The following is a 17,458-nucleotide window of genomic DNA, read 5'->3' as shown; positions in this document are numbered from 1 at the left end:
TTTTTACATGACTGTTTTCTCGCAACTGAGCCAAAGGTTCAAGGGCAAACGTTCGTTTTATTTTATTTCTGGCTTATACATTAGTCGCACGACCGTTTTAAATCAGTGTTTTAGTCATTTCAGCTGATTGAATAAAGGCACCCTTGACCTATGGGTAACCCATAGGTTCTACACTCAATAGCGACTATTTAACCGGTCGGGAGAACAGGCCATGAAAGTTAACGAGCTTGCCAAACGTGGCGGGGTTACTGCGGAGACCGTGCGCCACTACGCTCGTGAGCGGCTACTTGCTCCTCAGCGCCACCCGGATAACGGCTATCAGCTATTTTCAGATAACGACTTAGAGCGGCTACGGTTTATCCAGCGGGCGCGCAAACTAGGGTTTAGCGTGGCGGAAATTCGCGACATCCTCACTCATGCCGATCAAGGCGATTCCCCCTGCCCCTTGGTACGCGACTTACTTGCCAGCCGCCTGCCACAAATTCGCGCACGCATTGCCGAGCTGGAAGCGCTAGCCGAACGAATGGAACAGGCCATGGAGAGCTGGCAGCAGATGCCCGACGGTTCCCCCGACGGCCACAGCGTGTGCCGCCTGATTGAGAGTTTTCCTGACGCCACGTCTACCAAGGAGACCCCATGAGCGACGCCTCTACCGAAGCCGCCTCAAGCGTAAGCCCTGCCAATGGAGCCACCACGCGAACCATCCCCGGCATGAATTGCCAGGGCTGCGTCAAGCGTATGCGCGAGGCGATTCAAAGTGGTGACCCTGAAGCAGACGTCACCGGCATGCCTAGCGAAAAACGCCTCGAGGTTGTTTCGACTCTAACCGACGCCGAGCTTGATCAACGCTTGACCGCGGCGGGCTACCCGCCAGGCGAAGCAGCGCTGGAGGAAGCAGCCCCAGACGATGCTGATAAGCAGCCAGAAACCGCGGCACCCGCTGATGCCGAAGCTGAAAAAACTGCAAGTGTTCACTCCCATTCTCAAGGGCAAAGCAAGAAACAGCGCTTGGCAATTAGCGGGATGACCTGCGCCAGCTGCGTCAACAGCGTTCAGAAAGCGCTTGAACGTACCGAGGGTGTGGACACCGCCAGCGTCAACTTTGGCAGCCACTCCGCCCAGGTGTTTGGCAGTGCCGAGACCCAAGCGTTAATCGCCGCCGTTGAGTCAGCGGGCTATGGTGCCGAGCCGATTGTGGATATGCGGGAAGCCGAACGCACCCGGGCAGAGCAGGATGCCAAGACCTACCAAAAACGGCTACGCGGCAGCACCATCTCGTTGGCACTGGCGATTCCACTCATGGTTAGCATGCTGTTTTTCCACCCTCATCCCATGGGGCTGGGGCGTCTCTACTGGTTGGTGATTGGTCTATTAACTCTGGGCATTATGGCCTTCCCTGGGCGACACTTTTTCGTCAACGCCTGGAAGCAATTTAAGCATCGCCAAGCCAATATGGATACGTTGGTTGCCATAGGCACCGGCACTGCCTGGCTCTACTCCATGACGGTGGTGCTGTTCGCCCCGTGGTTGCCGGAAGTCGCTCAAGGCATCTATTTTGAAGCCTCCGCCATGGTGATCGGGCTGATTCTGCTCGGCAATGCCATGGAACTGCGCGCCCGCGGCCGGACCAGCAATGCTTTAAAGCGCCTGCTTGACTTACAGAGCCGAACAGCGAGGGTTATTCGCGACGGCCATGAGCAGGAAATTGAGATTGATGCCGTGCAAGCAGGCGACCAAGTTCGAGTGCGGCCCGGCGAACGCTTGCCTGTGGATGGCCAGGTAACCGAAGGCGAAAGCCATATTGATGAGTCGATGCTTACTGGCGAGCCCCTACCGGTAGCGAAACGTGAGGGGGATGACGTCAGCGCTGGCACGGTGAATGGCCGCGGTGGGCTGGTGTATCAAGCAACGCGAGTAGGCGCCGACACCCGGCTGGGCCAGATTACCGAGCAGGTGGCGAGCGCTCAGAACTCGCGGCCTCCGATTGGCGAGCTCGCCGACCAGGTCTCCAGCGTGTTTGTCCCCTCGGTGATGATTATTGCCGTGCTGACTGCCCTGGTGTGGTTCAACCTAGGCCCCGCTCCCCAGGTGATCCATATGCTGGTGACGGCGACCACCGTGCTGATCATTGCTTGTCCCTGCGCGCTGGGCCTGGCCACGCCAATCTCGACCATGATCGGCGTCGGTAAAGCGGCAGAGCACGGGGTACTGGTACGTAGCGGCGAGGCGCTGCAAACCGCTAGCAAGCTGACCACGCTAGTCGTTGATAAGACCGGCACGCTCACCCAGGGCAAGCCCAGCGTTACCGATGCACAAATGTTTGGCGTGGAGCAATCCACCGTACTGGCGCTGGTGAACGCACTTGAGCGCGGCTCTGAACACCCGCTGGCAGCGGCGTTAATGAACTATGCGGATGAACACAACGCTGCCCCTGCCGAGATTAATGGTTTCGACAGTGTGACCGGTGGCGGGGTAAAAGCCCAAACCGCCGACGGCAAAGCGCTGCTGCTGGGCAATGCACGCCTGTTAAGCGAGGCTGGAGTGGATCTCAAAGCAGGTGAAGAGCAGGCCCACGCTATGGAGGAGCAGGCCCGCACACTGGTGTATCTAGCGGTGGATGGCAAGCTGGCCGCCCTGTTTGGCATCAGCGACCCGCTTCGTCACGATACTATTGCCGCGATCAAGCGCCTGCAAAAAGACGGCTTAACCATCGTGATGTTAACCGGGGATAACGAGCATACCGCCAAAGCTATTGCCCGGGAAGTGGGCATTGATGAGTTTCGCGCGGGCTTATTGCCTGAAGACAAGCACGCCGAGATCGAGCGCCGTCAACAGGCGGGGGAAATCGTTGGCATGGTGGGCGATGGCATCAATGATGCCCCAGCGCTGGCCCGAGCAAATGTGGGCTTTGCGATTGGTCAAGGCACCGATGTGGCGATTGAGAGCGCGGGCATCACGCTAATGCGTGGCTCGCTGCACGGGGTGGCGTCTGCGATAGAGATCAGTCGCGCCACGCTACGCAATATCAAACAGAACCTGGTGGGTGCCTTTGGCTACAACCTGCTGTGCATTCCCATCGCGGCGGGGGTGCTTTACCCGATCACCGGCATGCTGCTCTCACCGATGATAGCGGGCGCTGCCATGTCACTCTCTTCCATCACCGTAGTGAGTAACGCCAACCGCTTGCGGCTGTGGAAAGCCAGCCAGGAGGACGCCTCATGAGCTTATTGATCAATTTGGCAGGCCTGGGACTCATCATACTAATAGTGTGGTGGTTCTGGCTTGGCTAAACGCCTTTAGCTCACTCCAATATAGCGCCCTGGCTTATGGTTCAGGGCGATAATTAGATTGAGCGTCAGCGCCCCTAGTACCGAATAACCCACGCGATCCAGCGGTAGCTGCGTTAACGCAATCAGCAGGATAACGCCATCAATGGCCAGTTGAACGTAGCCTGCACGCAGGCCATGTTTATCCTGCAAGTAGAGCGCAAGAATATTGATACCGCCAAGGCTGGTGCGGTGACGAAACAGCATCAGCATACCGATGCCCATCAGCGCGCCGCCCATTAACGCAGCGTAGATCGAGGGCACGCTGTCAAACTGCACCCAGCCTTGGGTTAGCTCCGAAAACAGCGATACCAGACCAATAGCGGCGAAGGTACGTAGGGTAAAACTCCAGCCCATGCGCTTAACCGCCAAGTAGTAAAACGGCAGGTTAATGGCAAAAAAGTACACCCCAAAGCCCCAGCCGGTCACGCTGCTGGTCATATAGCTTAATAGCAGCGCCAAGCCTGCCGTACTGCCGGTCAGCAACACCGCATGGGTGTAAAAGGTCACCCCCAATGCGACAAAGAACGTGCCCAGCAGCATCGCCATCACATCTTCATAGGGACGATGTTGATCCTTGGGTAAATCTTCAACACGCATGGGAGCGTCCTTACTTAGGCTGTTGAGGTTGTTAAGTGGCTAGTTTAGATAGCGCTGGCATGCTCGACCATTAACTGCAGCGTCTCGCGGCCGCGCCAGCGGTTGCGATTGAGCTTATAGGCACAGTGCAGCGTATCGCCCACGTTAAACCCTGGCAGCTCCCCCGGTGTTAACGCACGAAACCAGATCGCTTTGCAGGTCACCGGGCCAGTGGAGAGCTCCAGCATCAGGTGCGCGCCGTCGGCACCCACCGGGCGCAGCGCCTCGACAATAAAGCGGCCTTCAAATAGCGGCGGGTCGAATTCACGCCCGTAGGGGCCAAGGGTTTCGATCTCCTGCAGGGTGGTCAGCGAAAGCTGTGCCGTGGAGAGCTCGCCATCCGTCCATAGGCGCGGATAGAGCGTTCGTCCCTCCAACTGCTCGCCTACAGCCCTCAAGAAAGCCGCTTTAAAGGCGTCAAGCTGATCCCGTGGCACGCCTACCCCTGCCGCGCCAGTATGGCCGCCAAAGCGTGGCAACGCCTCGGGAGCAAGCTCATAGGTACGCTGAAGAGCATCGCGCAGGTGCAGTCCGTCAATTGAGCGGCCAGAGCCGGTGAGCATGCCCGGTGCTGTTGCTTGAGTTAGCACCAGTGCCGGGCGCCCGTAGGCCTGCACTAACCGCGAGGCGACGATACCCTGTACGCCGGGGTGCCCGTCTTCAAGCAGCACCACCACGGCGGGCTCGTCGGCGTCCAGAGCCGCTGTGGCGAGAGTGCGCGCCTCGGCGGCCATATCGGCCTCAATTGCTTTACGGGACTGATTATCCTGATCCAGCACGTCGAGCTGGCGATTGGCGACTCCATCGTTCTCGGCCAGCATAAAGTGCAGCGCCGCGTAGGGGTCGTCCAGCCGCGAGCGGGCATTGATACGCGGCCCCATCTGAAACGCTAACGTCTCCGCGTTAAACGGCACGCTGTCGGCGCCTAAGCGCGTGGCCATGGCGCGCCAGCACGCGGCGTCCATGCGATTGATCAGCGTTAAACCATGATTAACCACCGCGCGGTTGGCGGGGCTGCCACCCAGGGAAACGCAATCCGCTACCGTGCCTAGCGCGACGTAAGAGAGCCAGGGCGACAGTTTAGGTGTTGAATCCGGCAGCGCTCCCCACTCGATCAATACTCCGCGCGCAAGCGACATCAATAGCCATGCCACCATACAGCCGGCGATGGTTTTGTCAGGATAGTCACAGTCCGAGCGGGTAGGATTTACGCAGGCATAAGCAGAAGAGGGCGGCCCCTCGATAGGCAGCGCATGGTGGTCGCTGACGACCACGTCGATACCCGCCGCTTTTAGGCGCGCAATCCGTGGCTCATCGGAGCTGCCACAGTCGGCGGTAATCACCAGGGTCGGAAACGGCTTTTGCGCCAGGGTGCGCTCTACCAGCGGCAAGCTGATGCCGTAGCCGTCGTTAATACGATGGCCGATCAGACTGTGCAGCTTGCCTTCCGGCACCCCAAACAGCTCCACCAGCGTGCGCCGGATCACCACGTGGGAGGTAATGCCATCCACGTCGTAGTCGGTGAGAATGCCGATAGCCTCACCCTCTGCCACCGCCTGAGCGATGCGCTCAGCGGCGCGGCGACCGTCAGCCAGTTTCTCCGGGTGGGCCAAATAACGCAGGCTAGGTGCAATTAACGGTAGCAACTCACCGCTGTAGCCCGGTAAGCGCGAGGCCAGCAAACGCGCCTGCAGTTCGCTTAGCCCCTCCTCCTGGGCACGGGCATAGAGAGCCTCATCCACTGGACGAGGCTCTAAGCGCGGCTCGCTCTTGCTAGACGACAGCGTGCGATGGGGTAAATCAGTCACTGAGGCCATTAATTCGTTAACGCCGGTTTTCCGCAACGAACTGCTGCACGGCGGCAAGTTCCGCAGGGAGCACTGTGTAGCGCTCTTCGCGCTCAATCAGGTCTTCCATATGCGGTGGCAGTGGCACGCCCAGGAAGCCCGCTTTCACCACGGCTTCGGCAAACTTGGCCGGATGCGCCGTCGCCAGGGTAATCACCGGCGTTGACTGATCAGCCCGGGCGCGCTCAGCGGCAATATAACCGGTCGCCGTATGCGGATCGAGCATCTCACCAGTGCGTTTATGAGCGTCTCGGATCACTTCCAGAATCGTTGCATCGTCCACGCTATAGCTTGAGAACTTCTCGCGCAGCTTGGCCAGCGGCGCATCAGCCAGGGCCGAGGGCTCCTGCTGGAAACGCTCAAGCAGGGCTGCCACGGCCATACCGTCGCGGTCGTAAGCATCAAACAGCAAGCGCTCGAAGTTGGACGACACCACGATATCCATGGAAGGCGCCAGGGTGGCCGCCAACTCCTTTTTGGAGAAGTCGTTAGCAGCCAGCGTGCGATGCAGAATATCGTTGGCGTTGGTGGCGATGATGAACTGCTTCACCGGCAGGCCCATTTTGTAGGCCATGTAGCCTGCAAACACATTACCGAAGTTGGCGGACGGTACGCAGAAGCTCACCTCGCGGTGCGGTGCGCCCAGCGCAACGCCTGAGGCGATGTAGTAAACGATCTGGGCCATAATACGCGCCCAGTTGATCGAGTTTACCGCCACCAGGCGCGTGCCGTTAAGGAACGTTTGGTCGGCAAAGCTTGCCTTGACCATCGCCTGGGCGTCGTCGAAATTACCCTCAATAGCAATATTGAAGACGTTATTGGCCAGTACCGAGGTCATTTGACGACGCTGAACTTCCGAGACGCGTTTGTGCGGGTGCAGAATAAAGATATCCAGGTTGTCGCAGTGGCGGCAGCCCTCAATCGCCGCCGAACCGGTATCGCCTGAGGTCGCCCCCATGATCACTGCGCGCTCGCCGCGTTTTTTCAGGAAGTGATCCAGCAAGCGACCGAGCAACTGTAGCGCCACATCTTTAAACGCCAGCGTCGGGCCATGAAACTGCTCAAGCAGAAAGTGATTGGCATCTAGCTGCTTAAGCGGCACGACCGCATCGTGATTAAACGTCGCGTAGGCTTCGGTCACAATGCTACGGAACGTCGTGTCGTCGATTTCACCGTTCACAAACGGCTTCATCACCCGAAAAGCGATCTCCGCATAGGAAAGCCCGGCCATATCGGCGAGCTCTTCGCGGGAGAATTCAGGCAGTGTTTCCGGCACATACAGTCCGCCGTCGCTGGCCATGCCGGTAAGCACTACTTCTTCAAAAGAGAGCGCAGGCGCCTGCCCACGCGTGCTGATATAGCGCATCTGGGCTACTCCCCTTCGTCCAGGCTTTCCACGCGAATGCGTGTTACCGGCCCAGCAATATCGGCCATCGACTCAATTTCACGAATCGCTTCGTTCATCTGCTTCTCTTTGGTGCGGTGGGTCAGCAGAATGATCGGCACCAATTCACCCTCGGTAGCCTCTTTCTGAATCAGCGCTTCGATAGAGATGCCCTGTTCGGCCAGAATCGTTGCTACTCGCGCCAGCACGCCGGGGCGATCTACCGCCAGTAGACGCAGATAGTAAGCGGTGATGATGTCTTCCATCGGCATGATGGGTAGTTGGCTGACATCTTCGTCAATGCCGCTGAACGCCAAGTAAGGCACCCGGTAGTGGTGATCGGTGGAGATATCCCGGGCTACGTCGAGCAAATCGGCCACGACTGCTGAAGCAGTCGGCTCTGCACCTGCACCAGCACCGTAGTAAAGCGTCGGCCCAACGGCATCGCCCATGATCGCAATCGCGTTTTTCACGCCATGCACATTGGCCAGCAGGCGCTCTTTAGGAATCAGCGTGGGATGCACGCGCAGCTCCAGGCCTTGGTCGGTGCGTTTGGAGATACCCAGGTGTTTGATCACATAGCCAAGGTTATCGGCCTGCTCGACATCTTCCGCGGTAATCCGCGAAATGCCTTCGGTAAAGGCTTTCTCAAACTGCAGCGGCACGCCGTAGGCAATCGAGGCCAAAATCGTCAACTTGTGCGCGGCGTCGATACCTTCCACATCAAACGTGGGATCGGATTCAGCGTAGCCCAACGCTTGGGCTTCTGCGAGCACGTCTTCAAAGGCGCGCCCTTCATCACGCATGTGGGTCAGAATGTAGTTGCCGGTGCCGTTGATAATGCCCGCCACCCATTCAATACGATTGGCACCTAAGCCTTCGCGCAGTGATTTAATCACCGGAATACCGCCCGCGACCGCGGCTTCAAATGCCACGATAACGCCCTTCTCATGAGCGGCCTTGAAGATTTCATTGCCGTGTACAGCAATCAGCGCTTTGTTGGCGGTGACCACGTGCTTGCCATTGGCGATCGCCGTCAGCACCAGTTCGCGAGCGATATCGTAACCGCCAATTAACTCCACCAGCACATCGACATTAGGGTTGGTGGCGACTTCAAACACATCAGAGGTAGCATTGATGCCGGTAATATCGCAGTCAGGGTGAATACTGCGGTGAGCAACCTGCTCAATCACAATAGGGCGGCCAGCGCGACGCGCAATATCGGCGGCGTTGCGGGTCAATACATTAAAGGTGCCGCCACCGACAGTGCCTAAACCACAAATACCTACTCTCACCGGTTTCAAAATACTTCCCCTTCTGTGTTGGGCACCTGCAGGTGCCGCCTCTTAAATCAATTGCTCAACATGATGTGCCGTTTATATGCGCGGCACTATTGCTTATGTCAGTCGTCATCCAAGCCTAACATGGCGGTGAGCCGCTCGGGTGGCACAAATCCAGGGACGAGCTGCCCATTGGGCAAAATAATCGCTGGCGTACCCTGCACGCCCAAGGCCTTGCCCAGCTCATACTGACCTGCCACGGGGTTGTCGCAATTGGCCGAGCTTGCAATAGCTTGGCCTTCTTTGGCTTGGGTCATCGCTTCGCTACGGTTGTCCGAGCACCACACTTGTTGCAGCGTTTTGCCAGCGTCACTGGCCATGCCCGCACGTGGAAACGCCATGTAATGAACGGCGATGCCGCGCTCATTGAGTTCGGGGATGGTATCGTGTAAGCGGGCGCAATAAGGGCAGCTAGGATCGGTAAACACGGTCACCGTTGCTTTGGGTTCATCGGCACCGCGGAAAACCACTAACTCACTTTCCGGCACCGCCGCCAGCGCATCGGCGCGCGCTTGGTTCTGCTCTTGCTCGGTTAGATTGACTAAACCATCAGATGCATTTTCATAAAGGTCGCCGACCAGGAAGTGGCTACCGTCCGCGTTGGAGTAGAAAGACTCGCCACTCTCCAGCCGCACATGGTAAACGCCACTCATGGGCGTCTCCGTCACCGTTTCCACAGGCATCGCCTGACCATTAACGCTAAGGGATTCTGAAAGACGGTCTGTTATCGCATCAGCCTGAGCGGCAGCGGGTAATAGGCTGCCCGCGATCAGTAATGGGAATACTAAAAAACGGCGTTGACGCATTATCAATTCAACCTCGTGGGTGATGTTCTGCATGTAAGCTCTCCAAGCGCGCTTGGGCCACATGGGTATAAATTTGAGTCGTCGATAAATCACTATGACCCAATAGCAGCTGTACGACCCGCAAATTGGCCCCATGATTCAATAAATGGGTCGCAAATGCATGGCGAAGTGTGTGTGGTGACAGTGGCCGGGTAATCCCTGCCGTGATGGCATGCACCTTAATGCGGTGCCAAAACGTCTGCCGAGTCATGGCTTTATCGCCCCGGCCCGGAAATAGCGCTGGGCGTGTCGGGTCGCTCATCAGCGCCAGCCGCGCGTTCTCCATATAGTGCGCAATCCAATCCGCAGCCTCTTCCCCCATCGGCACCAGGCGGTCTTTATCGCCTTTACCGCGCACCCGCACCACGTTTTGGCGCAAGTTGACGGCATCACCGGTCAGCCCCACCAGCTCTGATACCCGTAGGCCACAGGCGTAAAGCAACTCCAACATGGCACGATCGCGCACGCCTAAAGGTGTCTCCGTATCTGGCGCCATCAGCAGGCGCTCTACTTCGTCTTCTTCCAACGTATTAGGCAAGCCAGGAATGACGCGCGGCAGCTTGATATCAGTGAGCGGATCGCTCGCCACTTGGTTGTTTAAACGCCCCCAACGATAGAAGCTGCGCAGCGTCGATAATAGTCGGGCATTGCTACGCAGTTGATAGCCCTGTTCCCGGCGGCTGACGAACCATTCGCTAATCCGTTCCGGCGGTGGCGCCAGAAGCGCTTCGCCATGGCTCTCCAAATGACGTTGCCACGCGGTTAAATCACGCCGATAGGCAGCTAGCGTATGATCGCTGGCGCCCTGTTCGAGCCAGAGGGCATCCAGGAAAGCATCAATCACGCTCATACGGCAGCAGTCTCCGGCTGTTTTTTATCAAGCAGCTGTATAAACAAAACCCCGCCCCGCAAAGCGGTGACGGGGTCTTGGTATCTGGGCGCCACGCGTATAGAAGCACAGCGTACGCCCACGGAACAGTGGCGTTTAAGCCAGCTTTTCCTTGATACGTGCAGAACGACCGCTGCGCTCGCGCAGGTAGTAAAGCTTGGCTTGACGCACATCACCACGACGTTTGACTTCAATCGAGTCAACCAGCGGGCTGTAGGTCTGGAAGGTACGCTCAACGCCAACGCCGTGAGAAATTTTACGCACGGTGAACGCGGAGTTCAGGCCACGGTTACGCTTACCGATGACCACACCTTCAAACGCCTGCAGACGCTCGCGGGTGCCTTCTTTTACTTTTACCTGAACGATAATGGTGTCGCCGGGGGCAAAGGGAGGAATTTCCTTGCCCATTTGCTCAGATTCGATCGCCTGGATCACTTTGCTTTTGCTGCTCATCTTCATACTCCTGAATAACGTGTTGGCTTAACCGCTCAATCATGGGTGGCGGAAGCCGTGATCCCGGCGCTCGAAACGAGCTTCGCGGGAGTCGTTATGGGTGACACAGGTACGTTGGCTAGTTATTCAAACATAGACTTCTATGTAAGCTACTGCCGTATCCGCCCTGCACCGCCGCTCTGGTTTAAGCAGTTGATAACAACCTAATTGATAAAACTAGTTGAAAAACAAGCTACTTAGTGGACAGAGCGTGTTCCTCGATAAACTCATTTAACAGCGTGCGCTGTTCGGCATCTAACGTTCGCCCTTCCAACAGGTCTGGACGGCGTTGCCATGTCCGGCCTAGCGACTGCTTTAATCGCCAACGCTTGATAGCTGCATGATTACCGCTTAGCAGCACATCTGGCACTTGGCGCCCGTCAATTATTTCCGGACGAGTATAGTGCGGGCAGTCTAGCAGACCGTCATTAAACGAGTCTTCGACAGCGGAATCCTGATGGCCCAGCACGCCGGGTATCAGCCTTGCCGCTGCATCGATCAGCACCATCGCCGGCAGCTCACCGCCGCTCAGCACATAGTCACCAATCGACCACTCTTCATCGATGTCACTCTCCACCACGCGTTCATCAATGCCTTCATAGCGCCCTGCCACGACCACTAAAGGCCCGGCGGAAGCCAGTGCTTGAACGCCCTGCTGATCCAGCTTGCGCCCTTGAGGCGATAGATAGATCACCGTCGGCAATAAGCCAGTGGCTTGTTGCGCCCGCTCACGAGCCGCAAAGATCGCTGAGCGCAGAGTGTCGACTTTCATCAACATGCCTGGACCACCGCCATAAGGGCGGTCATCGACGCTACGATGGCGGTCAGTGGCGTAATCCCGCGGGTTCCAAAACTCCAGTGCGATACGCTGTTTCTCTACCGCTCGCCCGACCACGCCTTGTTGCGTTAACGCGTCGAACATTTCGGGAAACAACGATACAACCCCAATCCACATTGCAGGCGCTACTGCTTCACTCTCCGTTGACGGAACGTTGCCACTATCCAACTCAGTTGAGTCGGTAGATGCATCATTGCTCAAACTGTTCATATGTTTGGTCAAAACTCAGGATCCCAATCGACGACCATACGGCCCTCTTGGGAACTGATTTCAACAATGACATCATCTGGCAAAAATGGCAGCAGTCGCTCGCGCTTGTCGATTGCGTCTGAATCGCCGCGAACCACCATGACATCGTTGGCGCCGGTTTCAAACAGGTAGCTTACCCGCCCTAACCGCTCGCCAGCCTGAGTGAAGACCGTCATGCCTTCAAGCTCATGCCAATAGTATTCGCCGTCAGAAAGCTTAGGTAGTGTTTCTTTGGGCATCAGAATGTCCGTTTGGGCTAATGCTTCCGCCGCACTACGGTCATCGACCCCTTCAAGCTGCACTACAATTCCCTTGCCCTGTCGGCGCCCCTGAACAATGCTCATGCGCTTAAGGGTTTCACCTTGGCGCACCCACCATTCCGGGTATTCGAGAATGCTGTCCATCGGGCTAGTGTAGGAGTACACCTTGAGCCAACCTTTCACCCCATAAGGGCTAGTCAGCTTGCCTAGCACCACATGCGTGTCGTCAGTTTGGCTTATTTCAAAACGCGTCATTGACGACCTCAGCTAACCCAGCATTCATCTAATGTCACATTACAGAACCCACAATGCAGGCTTACGCCTGTTTGCGTGCTTCTTTAACCAGCTCAGCAACACGACCAGACAACTGGGCGCCTTGACTCTGCCAGTGAACAACGCGATCTAGGTCAACGCGCAGACGCTCTTCCTGACCACGGGCAACCGGGTTGAAGAAGCCGATACGCTCGATGAAACGACCGTCGCGGGCGTTACGAGAGTCAGTAACGGTCAGGTGGTAAAAGGGACGCTTCTTGGCGCCACCACGGGCCAAACGAATGGTAACCATACGATAACTATCCTTCGGTTGAGGTTACGAGAGTGTGTTGTTAGCGCAAACCGCTATCGGAACACTCTTCGTGCTGTTTTCTTGGCGCTAAGCCCGCATAAGGCATGCTTAGTACCATTAAGGCCTTCACTGAGACTGTTACCGCTACGTTTTTAACGTATTTTAGGCAACACCCACGCATGAAGAGGCCGCATTCTACGCAAATGCGCTCGGCTTGGAAAGCCTGACAGCCAGAAAACTCACAGGCCGTCAACCTCACCAAGCGCATCAGCACGTTACTGTTAGTGTTTTAACGCCGCGGCAATCCGCCTGGGCCACCCATACCGCCGGGTCCGCCCATTCCTCCGGGCCCGCCTGGGCCACCGCCGCCCATCATGCCGGACATGCCGCGCATCATTTTCTGCATGCCGCCCTTCTGGCCTGCTTTCTTCATCATCTTCTGCATCTGCTTATGCTGCTTGAGCAGACGATTAAGATCAGGCACTTGCAGGCCGGCACCCGAGGCAATGCGGCGCTTGCGCGAACCATTGATAATATCGGGCTTGCGGCGCTCTTTAGGCGTCATGGAGTTAATTAGCGCTTCCAACTTGCCCAGCTCTTTCTCAGGCCCAGGGCCTTGAGCCATCTCAGCCATCTGCCCCATACCCGGCAACTTGCCCATTAGGCCGCCCATACCACCCATCTTCTTGAGCTGCTGGAGCTGGTCGCGAAAATCTTCCAGGTCAAAGCCATCACCCTTCTTGACCTTTTTGGCCAACTTCTCGGCTTTGGACTTATCGACGGTGCGCTCGGCCTCCTCGATCAACGACAGCATGTCGCCCATGCCCAGGATGCGCGAGGCAACCCGGTCTGGGTGGAAAGGCTCTAGGGCGTCAACCTTTTCACCGACACCCATAAACTTAATGGGCTTGCCGGTAATGTGACGTACCGACAGCGCCGCGCCACCACGAGCATCACCGTCCGCCTTGGTGAGGATCACCCCGGTTAGCGGCAACGCTTCGCTAAATGCCTTGGCGGTATTGGCGGCGTCCTGGCCGGTCATGGCGTCGACGACAAACAGCGTTTCCTGAGGCGAGACTGCTTTATGCAGCGCCTGGATCTCCGCCATCATGGCTTCGTCAATCGCCAGACGACCGGCGGTATCGATCAGCACCACATCGTGAAACTGAATCTTGGCGTGTTTGATAGCCGCTTCGGCAATCGCGACCGGCTGCTGGTCAGAGCGGGAAGGAAAGAAATCTACCTCAACCTCTTTGGCCAAGGTTTCAAGCTGGTCGATGGCCGCCGGTCGATAAACGTCGGCAGACACTACCAAGACTTTCTTTTTCTCGCGTTCGCGCAGGTAGCGGGCCAGCTTGGCCACAGAGGTGGTTTTACCCGCACCCTGTAAACCAGCCATTAACACAACGGCGGGGGAGCCTTTAAGCACAAAGCCGTCGTTGGCTTCGCCCATAATCGCTTCCAGCTCTTGCTGGACGATTTTGACGAACTGCTGGCCTGGCGACAGGCTTTTGGATACTTCCTGCCCGACCGCCCGCTCGCGCACGCGTTCGATAAACTCCTTGATAACCGGCAGCGCTACGTCGGCCTCAAGCAGTGCGCGGCGTACTTCGCGCAGGGTATCTTTAATATTGTCGTCGGTCAGGCGAGCCTGACCCTTAATCGACTTTAACGTCTGGGAAAGACGCTCACTTAGATTCTGGAACATGGGGCCTCTCTGCCTCCGTCACTGCCGTTGGCGCGCACGCCCTGGACTCATTAGTAAAAAGATTATACGCGCTCATGCTTTGAGTCTCCATGGGGTGCATTGAGCGCCATACCTATTTTCCTACGTTTGCCCTGCTGGGCGACGCCGCTTGGATTCGTTATAGTAGTTGGATAGATTCTCGTCGCAATCACACTTAATTCGTTTATTTATTCACAGCAACGCGCTGCAAGGCGCACGGATAGCATCATGCAGGCGCTCCCTTTCGCCACGATTGCTTTTGTTCTTTATGTTGCCGCGGCCATTTGGCAGGGCATGACGCTGTTCCGGCGTGTGCCTCCCCGCCAGGGCATGGTGCGCCTGCTCGCCGTATTGGGCCTACTGCTGCATATTCCTGTGGTGGTCAAATTAGTCGGCCAATCCCCTGGCCTGCTTCCAGGCTTTACCACTAGCGCCACGCTATTAATGGCGGTGGCTGTCAACGTCGTGCTGGTGGCCAGCTTGTTTAAACCGGTGCTTAACGCCGGTATTGCGCTCTTTCCGCTGGCGGGTGTTGCACTACTTGCCGCTACTTGGCTACCGAATCAGGGCGGCCATACCGGCCTTACACCGGGCATTTTATTACATGCGATAAGCTCAGCCCTGGCGTTTGCCGTGCTGGCGATCGCCGCCGTTCAGGCGGTGCTGGTCGGTTTACAGAACCAGGCGTTACGCCACCACCATATTCGCGGCATTGTGCAGTCGTTACCGCCGCTAACCACGATGGAACGGGTACTTTTTGAGCTGGTCTGGGCGGGCATTATTCTATTGACCCTATCCATCGCGAGCGGGCTTATTTTTCTGGACAACTTCTTTGCCCAGCATTTGGCGCACAAAACCGTACTCTCGCTATTGGCCTGGGTAATATTCACGACCCTGTTAGTTGGCCGTTACCGCTTTGGCTGGCGCGGCATGCGTGCCGTCCGCTGGACGCTGGGCGGATGCGGCTTGCTGGTGTTAGCCTACTTTGGCAGTAAGTTCGTACTTGAGATACTGCTCAACAGATAACGGCTCAATCACTAACGGGGGCGTGACCACGCCTTTGGTTGTCTTGACACACCACTCGCTACCTTCTACAAATCGAGCCTAATCCGCCACAAAGGACTTTTCGACTTGAGCGACGACTTCCCCCTGGGGTTACTGTTCGGCCTGCTAGCCTTACTGATAGTGCTTTCTGCTTTCTTCTCCAGTTCTGAAACCGGCATGATGTCGATTAACCGCTACCGCTTGAGCCATCAAGCCAACAGCGGAGATCGCAGAGCCAAACGGGTCATGCGCCTGCTCACACGCCCAGACCGCCTGATTGGCGTTATCCTGATCGGTAATAATTTCGTCAACAACCTGGCGGCCTCAATTGCGACCATTATTGCCATTCACTTCTTTGGTGACGTATCAGGGCCTGCTATCTCTACCGCCCTGCTGACCATCACGATTTTGATTTTCGCCGAAGTGACGCCGAAGACCTACGCCGCGATTAAGCCCGAGCGGATTGCCTACCCCACGTCCTATGCCCTTGAGCCGCTGCTGAAAATGCTCTACCCGCTGGTATGGCTGGTTAACGTGATGTCTAACGGCCTGCTCCGGCTAGTGGGCGTTAAAAGCGTCGATAACGGCGGTGACAGCCTAACGCGTGATGAACTGCGCACGGTGGTTCACGAAGCTGGCACGTTGATTCCCTACCGTCACCGCGCCATGCTCCTGTCGATTCTTGACCTTGAGAACGTCACCGTAAATGACATTATGGTGCCCCGCCATGAGGTTTTGGGTATCGACCTGGATGACACGCTTGAAGATATTTTGACTCAGATTCGTACCAGTCAGCACACCCGACTGCCGGTTTATAAAGGCGACATCAATAATATTATCGGTATGCTGCATTTGCGTAATGCGGCACGCTTTCTCTCTCGGGATGAAGTCACCAAAGCATCCATTGTTCAGGAAGCCCGCGAGCCCTATTTTATTCCCGAGTCGACACCTCTCCATACCCAACTGCTCAACTTTCAAAAGCAGAAGCGGCGCATTGGCATCGTGGTAGATGAGTATGGCGATGTTGAGGGCTTGGTCACGCTGGAAGATATTCTCGAAGAGATCGTTGGTGAGTTCACCACCGATGTCTCTGAAGATGAAGAGATTCACCAGCAGGACGACGGCAGCCATGTGATCGAAGGCACCGCCAATATTCGAGAGATTAATAAGATGCTCGGCTGGCAGCTACCTACCGATGGCCCCAAGACGCTTAACGGGCTAATCCTTGAACACCTTGAAGCTTTCCCGGAAGGCCCGGCATGCCTGCAGATCGACAATATGCGCATGGAGATTCTAGAGATCCGAGACAATCTCATTACCTCGGCACGCTGCTGGCAAAAAATACGCCTGCCACGCCGCTAGTCAGTTACAGGCAAGTTAATGGCGGTTGGCCAGATCCTGGTCAGCCACCGCTTTTAACGCTCTTACTCTTGCCTCAAGAAACCGCCGCAGCGCCATATCATCGGCATCCAGACGATTGAGCGGTGGGCCGAAGTGCAAGCTGACCGGCGCACGAAACCGCTTGGGGTATTTCTTCAGCGCCTTACCACCATGGTGAGACGTCCAGGAACCCCACAAGCCTGCCAATCCAGCAGGGATTACCGGCACATCATCCCGCGCCAGGATTGTCTCCAAGCCACGGCGAAAAGCGTGAATTTCACCGTCCGGGGTCAACCTGCCTTCAGGGAATACCATCACGACCTGGCCCTGACGAAGGGCTGCGCTTACGTCATCCAAGGCACGCCTGAGGGCGCCGGGGCTGCGCCGATCAGACTCGATGGGAATAGCGCCGACCAGTTGGAACCACCACTTCAGCCAAGGGGAATCAAAAATCGGCTGATCCATAACAAAGCGCAGCGGCCGAGGGCTAGCACCGCCGAGCACCAAGGCATCCATAAAGCTTACGTGGTTACACACCACCAGCGCCGCCCCATGCTTAGGAATATGGTGGCACCCATGAACCTGCAGCCGGTAGCAAAGGCGCATGGAGATAAAAATCAGCCAGCGCAGCACC

Annotated in this window: 16 protein-coding genes; 4 read left to right on the top strand and 12 right to left on the bottom strand. The window is 56.8% G+C overall.

Annotated elements, in window-relative coordinates; translation table 11 throughout:
* Positions 1–211: 211 nt before the first annotated feature.
* Positions 212–640, top strand: a complete 429-nt coding sequence (locus ACXUPB_RS02265) for a MerR family transcriptional regulator (RefSeq protein WP_035564945.1) — start codon at positions 212–214, stop codon at positions 638–640.
* Positions 637–3,222, top strand: coding sequence for a heavy metal translocating P-type ATPase (locus ACXUPB_RS02260; RefSeq protein ID WP_472955157.1), 2,586 nt, complete (start codon positions 637–639; stop codon positions 3,220–3,222). The genes ACXUPB_RS02265 and ACXUPB_RS02260 overlap by 4 nt, the downstream gene beginning before the upstream one ends.
* Positions 3,223–3,296: 74 nt before the next feature.
* Here the strand turns inward: ACXUPB_RS02260 and ACXUPB_RS02255 are convergent, their stop codons facing one another.
* The 11 genes from ACXUPB_RS02255 to ffh form a co-directional block, all read right to left on the bottom strand.
* On the bottom strand, positions 3,297–3,926 hold the full coding sequence (locus tag ACXUPB_RS02255) for a YitT family protein (RefSeq protein WP_179915369.1): 630 nt from the start codon (positions 3,924–3,926) through the stop codon (positions 3,297–3,299).
* Positions 3,927–3,970: 44 nt separating this feature from the next.
* Positions 3,971–5,782: a single-stranded-DNA-specific exonuclease RecJ gene (locus ACXUPB_RS02250; protein WP_472955154.1), complete on the bottom strand. Its 1,812-nt coding sequence runs from the start codon at positions 5,780–5,782 to the stop codon at positions 3,971–3,973.
* A gap of 7 nt (positions 5,783–5,789) precedes the next feature.
* Complete coding sequence (thrC, locus tag ACXUPB_RS02245) at positions 5,790–7,178, bottom strand: threonine synthase (protein ID WP_472955152.1); 1,389 nt, start codon at positions 7,176–7,178, stop codon at positions 5,790–5,792.
* 5 nt (positions 7,179–7,183) lie between these two features.
* Positions 7,184–8,500 carry a homoserine dehydrogenase gene (locus ACXUPB_RS02240; protein WP_472955149.1) on the bottom strand — a complete coding sequence of 439 codons (1,317 nt, stop codon included), beginning with the start codon at positions 8,498–8,500 and terminating at the stop codon, positions 7,184–7,186.
* A gap of 98 nt (positions 8,501–8,598) precedes the next feature.
* On the bottom strand, positions 8,599–9,375 hold the full coding sequence (locus tag ACXUPB_RS02235; protein WP_472955146.1) for a DsbC family protein: 777 nt from the start codon (positions 9,373–9,375) through the stop codon (positions 8,599–8,601).
* Positions 9,350–10,231 carry a site-specific tyrosine recombinase XerD gene (gene xerD / locus ACXUPB_RS02230; RefSeq protein ID WP_472955144.1) on the bottom strand — a complete coding sequence of 294 codons (882 nt, stop codon included), beginning with the start codon at positions 10,229–10,231 and terminating at the stop codon, positions 9,350–9,352. Before xerD ends, ACXUPB_RS02235 begins: the two co-directional genes overlap by 26 nt.
* A 135-nt stretch (positions 10,232–10,366) precedes the next feature.
* Positions 10,367–10,723, bottom strand: a complete 357-nt coding sequence (gene rplS / locus ACXUPB_RS02225) for a 50S ribosomal protein L19 (protein WP_035564967.1) — start codon at positions 10,721–10,723, stop codon at positions 10,367–10,369.
* Positions 10,724–10,955: 232 nt separating this feature from the next.
* Positions 10,956–11,717 (bottom strand): tRNA (guanosine(37)-N1)-methyltransferase TrmD, encoded by a 762-nt coding sequence (trmD, locus tag ACXUPB_RS02220; RefSeq protein WP_035564970.1) that lies wholly within the window; start codon positions 11,715–11,717, stop codon positions 10,956–10,958.
* Between the two features lie 101 nt (positions 11,718–11,818).
* Positions 11,819–12,364, bottom strand: coding sequence for a ribosome maturation factor RimM (gene rimM / locus ACXUPB_RS02215; RefSeq protein WP_008958728.1), 546 nt, complete (start codon positions 12,362–12,364; stop codon positions 11,819–11,821).
* A 61-nt stretch (positions 12,365–12,425) separates the two neighbouring features.
* Positions 12,426–12,674: a 30S ribosomal protein S16 gene (rpsP, locus tag ACXUPB_RS02210; RefSeq protein ID WP_007111767.1), complete on the bottom strand. Its 249-nt coding sequence runs from the start codon at positions 12,672–12,674 to the stop codon at positions 12,426–12,428.
* A 289-nt stretch (positions 12,675–12,963) separates the two neighbouring features.
* The gene (ffh, locus tag ACXUPB_RS02205; RefSeq protein WP_035564973.1) at positions 12,964–14,382 is read right to left on the bottom strand and encodes a signal recognition particle protein; all 1,419 of its coding nucleotides are present in this window, start codon (positions 14,380–14,382) and stop codon (positions 12,964–12,966) included.
* Positions 14,383–14,628: 246 nt separating this feature from the next.
* Between ffh and ACXUPB_RS02200 the strand changes: the two genes are divergently transcribed.
* Both ACXUPB_RS02200 and ACXUPB_RS02195 read left to right on the top strand, forming a co-directional pair.
* Positions 14,629–15,426 (top strand): cytochrome C assembly family protein, encoded by a 798-nt coding sequence (locus ACXUPB_RS02200; RefSeq protein ID WP_035564976.1) that lies wholly within the window; start codon positions 14,629–14,631, stop codon positions 15,424–15,426.
* 105 nt (positions 15,427–15,531) lie between these two features.
* On the top strand, positions 15,532–16,806 hold the full coding sequence (locus tag ACXUPB_RS02195; protein WP_179915375.1) for an HlyC/CorC family transporter: 1,275 nt from the start codon (positions 15,532–15,534) through the stop codon (positions 16,804–16,806).
* A 15-nt stretch (positions 16,807–16,821) separates the two neighbouring features.
* Here the strand turns inward: ACXUPB_RS02195 and ACXUPB_RS02190 are convergent, their stop codons facing one another.
* Positions 16,822–17,430, bottom strand: coding sequence for a 1-acyl-sn-glycerol-3-phosphate acyltransferase (locus tag ACXUPB_RS02190; protein WP_218927599.1), 609 nt, complete (start codon positions 17,428–17,430; stop codon positions 16,822–16,824).
* Between the last annotated feature and the right edge of the window lie 28 nt (positions 17,431–17,458).

The organism is Vreelandella sp. DA03-1M, assembly GCF_055725665.1.
This window is presented reverse-complemented; position numbering and strand designations above follow the sequence as displayed.

Excerpts from the sequence above, each read along its gene's own strand:
- rpsP (WP_007111767.1), bottom strand. The coding sequence starts at position 12,674 with ATGGTTACCATTCGTTTGGCCCGTGGTGGCGCCAAGAAGCGTCCCTTT.
- ACXUPB_RS02260 (WP_472955157.1), top strand. The coding sequence starts at position 637 with ATGAGCGACGCCTCTACCGAAGCCGCCTCAAGCGTAAGCCCTGCCAAT.
- ACXUPB_RS02255 (WP_179915369.1), bottom strand. The coding sequence starts at position 3,926 with ATGCGTGTTGAAGATTTACCCAAGGATCAACATCGTCCCTATGAAGAT.
- ACXUPB_RS02250 (WP_472955154.1), bottom strand. The coding sequence starts at position 5,782 with ATGGCCTCAGTGACTGATTTACCCCATCGCACGCTGTCGTCTAGCAAG.
- trmD (WP_035564970.1), bottom strand. The coding sequence starts at position 11,717 with ATGTGGATTGGGGTTGTATCGTTGTTTCCCGAAATGTTCGACGCGTTA.
- ACXUPB_RS02190 (WP_218927599.1), bottom strand. The coding sequence starts at position 17,430 with ATGCGCCTTTGCTACCGGCTGCAGGTTCATGGGTGCCACCATATTCCT.
- ACXUPB_RS02235 (WP_472955146.1), bottom strand. The coding sequence starts at position 9,375 with ATGCAGAACATCACCCACGAGGTTGAATTGATAATGCGTCAACGCCGT.
- xerD (WP_472955144.1), bottom strand. The coding sequence starts at position 10,231 with ATGAGCGTGATTGATGCTTTCCTGGATGCCCTCTGGCTCGAACAGGGC.
- ffh (WP_035564973.1), bottom strand. The coding sequence starts at position 14,382 with ATGTTCCAGAATCTAAGTGAGCGTCTTTCCCAGACGTTAAAGTCGATT.
- thrC (WP_472955152.1), bottom strand. The coding sequence starts at position 7,178 with ATGCGCTATATCAGCACGCGTGGGCAGGCGCCTGCGCTCTCTTTTGAA.
- rplS (WP_035564967.1), bottom strand. The coding sequence starts at position 10,723 with ATGAGCAGCAAAAGCAAAGTGATCCAGGCGATCGAATCTGAGCAAATG.
- ACXUPB_RS02265 (WP_035564945.1), top strand. The coding sequence starts at position 212 with ATGAAAGTTAACGAGCTTGCCAAACGTGGCGGGGTTACTGCGGAGACC.
- ACXUPB_RS02200 (WP_035564976.1), top strand. The coding sequence starts at position 14,629 with ATGCAGGCGCTCCCTTTCGCCACGATTGCTTTTGTTCTTTATGTTGCC.
- rimM (WP_008958728.1), bottom strand. The coding sequence starts at position 12,364 with ATGACGCGTTTTGAAATAAGCCAAACTGACGACACGCATGTGGTGCTA.